This is a genomic window from Deinococcus alpinitundrae (genome assembly GCF_009982895.1).
Lineage (GTDB): Bacteria > Deinococcota > Deinococci > Deinococcales > Deinococcaceae > Deinococcus > Deinococcus alpinitundrae.
Genome location: NZ_WXZL01000068.1, coordinates 1 through 3,817, shown reverse-complemented (window position 1 = coordinate 3,817; position 3,817 = coordinate 1). Strand labels below are relative to the sequence as shown.

General features: G+C 57.7%; 4 protein-coding genes and 1 pseudogene. All 5 read right to left on the bottom strand.

All coding sequences use genetic code 11. From position 1 onward, the window contains the following. Positions 1 to 21 precede the first annotated feature (21 nt). On the bottom strand, positions 22 to 1,011 hold the full coding sequence (locus GUI70_RS24125; protein ID WP_202630563.1) for an IS630 family transposase: 990 nt from the start codon (positions 1,009 to 1,011) through the stop codon (positions 22 to 24). A gap of 733 nt (positions 1,012 to 1,744) precedes the next feature. Continuing rightward, positions 1,745 to 2,020, bottom strand: a complete 276-nt coding sequence (locus tag GUI70_RS22285) for a hypothetical protein (RefSeq protein ID WP_161884467.1) — start codon at positions 2,018 to 2,020, stop codon at positions 1,745 to 1,747. Between the two features lie 216 nt (positions 2,021 to 2,236). Beyond that, the gene (locus GUI70_RS22280; RefSeq protein ID WP_438503511.1) at positions 2,237 to 2,947 is read right to left on the bottom strand and encodes an IS6 family transposase; all 711 of its coding nucleotides are present in this window, start codon (positions 2,945 to 2,947) and stop codon (positions 2,237 to 2,239) included. A gap of 79 nt (positions 2,948 to 3,026) precedes the next feature. After that, a complete protein-coding gene (locus tag GUI70_RS22275) occupies positions 3,027 to 3,644 on the bottom strand; it encodes a hypothetical protein (protein WP_202630562.1) in 618 nt (205 codons plus the stop codon). Between the two features lie 27 nt (positions 3,645 to 3,671). Further along, positions 3,672 to 3,817: pseudogene (locus tag GUI70_RS22270) on the bottom strand (IS5/IS1182 family transposase); the annotation flags it as partial.

Genomic DNA, 3,817 nt, shown 5'->3' with positions numbered 1-3,817 from the left:
GCCGAGGTACGCCTCGCGGAGTTATCCCTGGAAATGGATCAGCTGAATGCCGTTCACAACGCACTTCTTTGCATGGAGCTCTAAACCGCAACATCTCAGCAAATCTTTTGGACAGAAATTCGCCAACATGTGGTGCTTTACGTAAGCCCAGACCAGCTCAATGGGATTCAACTCCGGTGAGTACGGCGGCAGATACTTCAGAGACAGACGAACCTCACCGGCGACGAAGGCGCTCAGCGCCTTCGTTTTGTGAATGCTGGCGTTGTCGAGGATCACCGTGACCTTCCCAGGGACATGTCGGAGCAGATGGGTCAGGAAATGGATGACCTGAGTGCCCTGGAGAGCGGCCTGACGAGTCTGCTGCAAGAACTGGCCTGTCGTCGTGATTGCCCCAATCGTCGAAATCTTGTCCCAATTGGTTTTGGCATCGAGCACTGGGCTCTGCCCACACGGCGCCCAGGTCCGCGATACCGTGGGTTTCAAACTGAAACCCACTTCGTCTAGAAAAGCCAGCGTTTCTCCGTCCTCCATCTTTTTTTCGAACTCAGGCACCACGGTTTCGATCCAAGCGATGACCGCTTCTTGATCTTGTTCTGCTGCCCGCTTCGTCGGTTTTTGCCGTGAGAACCCCCATACGTGGAGCAAGCGACTCAGATGATCCACGTGGTACCACACGTCAAATTTCATGCCGATGATCTCCCGCACTCGGGAACAGGTCCAGCGTTGGTCAGGGTACAGGTGTGGATCAGGCCCTGCTTGCAGCAGCGCCATCACATCCGCGATCTGCTCATCCGGGAGGCGTCTGGGTGGGCCTGAGGCAAAGGTCGCCTCCAGTGAACCTTGGTACCGCAGTCGCTGACGCCATTTTCGGACAGTGCTGGAACCCACGCCGCACAGCTCAGCGAGCTGTGCGGAACTGAGCTTGTCCTCTCGGATGTAGGGTTCCGCGAACAGACGCCGCTCCTCCAGTTGGGGACGCGTCAGCCTTTCAGGTCGCCAAATCTGCGGCATAGCCGAAGGGTAAGCTGTTCCCAAATTACGCAGGTATCAGTATGCCCGGTCCCTCAGCGCTTTGTAAATCAGGGGTGAGGCTGCTGTGTCGAGTGGGAAGGGGAGACCTGCACCTCCTTCAGTCTGCTTAGGCTTGAGCAGGAGCGAGGCAGCTGTTGCTGACCAGTGGCCTGATCCCGTCTCCAACTTCTGCTCTGGTTTCAGTGTTGAGTGAGGGAGAAGCAAGCGTGTTTAGAAGCATCAAAGCCGCTCTGCAACGCGCGGACGTGAGCGGAGCTCAATTTGCGCGGGCTACGGTACTCACATCTCCGGAGCGCCAATACAGAGCGATCTGGGCTGCATGGTCACGGGAGAGTCGGGCACTGCTCTTGACCCTGTCAAGACATTGGTGACCGGGATCGTGCCTCCGCATGGGAGAGGCACGCTGATCAAGGTGAACGGTTTGCGATGCAGTGGAGCTGCCAGTTCCTTATGCGTCAGGAAAGCGGAAGTTGCTGGAGCAGGTCCTAGATTCAGTTTCGGTCAGGGTGTTTCTGGAATGGGGGAGAGTGAGCAAGGGTTAGATAGATGGATTCCCAAAATTTATATATTCAGTCTCAATCCTGTCGAATGTCATGGGCAATTCAACACGACTGACTCCATAGCGCGCTTCGCCGTCAAAAGTGACGGCGCTCAGCCTGCCGTGACGTCCGGTCAGGGAACACAACCGCTCAACAAACTGTTCAGCTGGAGTTCAGTCTGCCGCTTGAGCGTGCAGAGACGGCAGATGATGAGCTGCGGTGTTCTTCAAAGCACCGAACTGGAGGTGCCGCTGACAGATGAACCACATCTCGTCCCGGTCGTTGGCCAGAATGAAAAACGCGTCGCTCGACTCGCTGGCGTTCGCCACGCCGAGCACTCGGTAGAGCCGGTCAGCCGTGAAACCGTTTTCAAGTGGTCGGGGTTGCGGTGCACGGGGCGTGTTGAGTTCCTCGATGCGCACGAAGAGGTGAGGATGAAAGGCGATCATGTTCTGAGGCTGTCACGCTCCGCCAACGGCACATTGCATCAAGTTCCACAGGTGTGACACCGCCTCAACGTTGGGCCAACCTTCGGTAAACGTCGGCTCAACTGCACGCCCGGGTGCAGGCCCGTCGGCACGACACGCCACTTTCCGACACCGGTTCTGGCAAGTTGTTGCCGACAGGGCGTCATCGAGGAGCAATGGGAGCAGGTGGCCTGAACTTCAGGCCACCTGCTCCCATTGCTCCTCCAGCTTTGCAGTGCGGTGCTCAGGGAAGATCGTCGGGCCTTGGCAGAGATGGTCGAGCGTGCAGGGCCGTGAAGATTGGTGTCTTGGGCAGAGCAGCGCCCATGAGGACGTTTGCCCGCTGATCCTGGCATGCAGGTCGAGAAAACCTTGCGCTCGTTTGACCTGCCGGAATCCCAGTTGGCTCCGTTCCTGACGTCGTGTAGGACGATGGGATTGCTCAATCAAATTAGTACACCAAGCTGCCGTGATGACCTGCTTGTGATCGACATCATCCAGTAACGGAAGCTCACGGGTCGCCGCCCCGTAGCTTGCCAGCTTGTCAGTGCAGACTGTTTCTAGGACGTCATATTCACCCAACAGACGTTGGAAAAATGACGTCGCCGAAGTGTCTCGGTGCCGCTGGAGGAAGATGCCGAGCACAGCTCCGTGGTCGTCGACAGCCCTCCACAGCCAATGGGTCACCCCACCGACGACCACGTGCATCTCGTCCAGATGCCACCGGGAATCCCGGCGGGGTTCCCGGTGGCTCAGGTCGTCAGCGAGGAGAGGTCCGAATTTGATGCCCCATTCGCGGAGGGTTTCGTGACTGACTTGGATACCGCGCTGGTGCAGCAATTCCTGCACGTCTCGGTAACTGAGGGGGAAACGGTGGTAGAGCCCAACAGGGTGTCGGATGATGGTCACCGGAAAACGGTGGCGTTAAGGCTTGGCGTCGGTCACGGCGCGTCAGCCTACCCCAAGCCAGTTAAGACAACACAACCGTCTACACCGAGGTGGATTGGATAAATTCAGTGAGATCCCGGTGTTGTTGGGCCCGGCTCGGCAGGTGAACGTACATCATGTGTCCCGCTTCATAGTAGGTTTCACGAATGTTTCCCCGCAGTTGTGGGTCAAGCTGCAGGTGATCGAAGGTATGCCGCATCGCCCAGTAGGGCGTGGCGAAATCGTAGTAACCGGCGGCCACCAGCACCTTGAGATGCGGATTCTGATGCATGGCTCTTCTCAGCGTATCTGACGTGCGAACGTGACGGTTCTCGAACTCCTTGAAGCTCCACGGCTCGGTCCGTCCGGAGAGTACCTCATACGCCAGATCGGATTCGAAGCGCAGCTCATGACGTAGATAGTGGTTCAGTGTCGCCGTGTACGGACCGAGGATGGCCGCGTAACTGGGATCATAGTCTGTGCTGCTGCCCCCCGCATCCCGGTCAATGCCGGTAAAGCGGCTGTCGAGGCGGCCCACGGTCAAACCCTGATCGCGCAAGAGTTCCTTGCAAAAGCGCATGAGTGGCACGCGCAGGTCGTGTTGAAGAATGAAATCTTCACGTAAACCCGTCAGCCGAGCGTACTGCTGAGCGATCTTCTGACGAGCGGCGGGCGTCAACCGCGCTCCTAGAGGCTGGTTGACTGGCTATCCAAGGAGCGGCCTGAGTTTCGTCAGCAACAGAACGCAAGCGACGACGAAATGAAAGCCGATCAAGGTTGAGGAGAGGCGTTCTAGATCCCGGCCCAATCGACGAAAACGTGACAACCACGCGAACGAACGCTCGACCACCC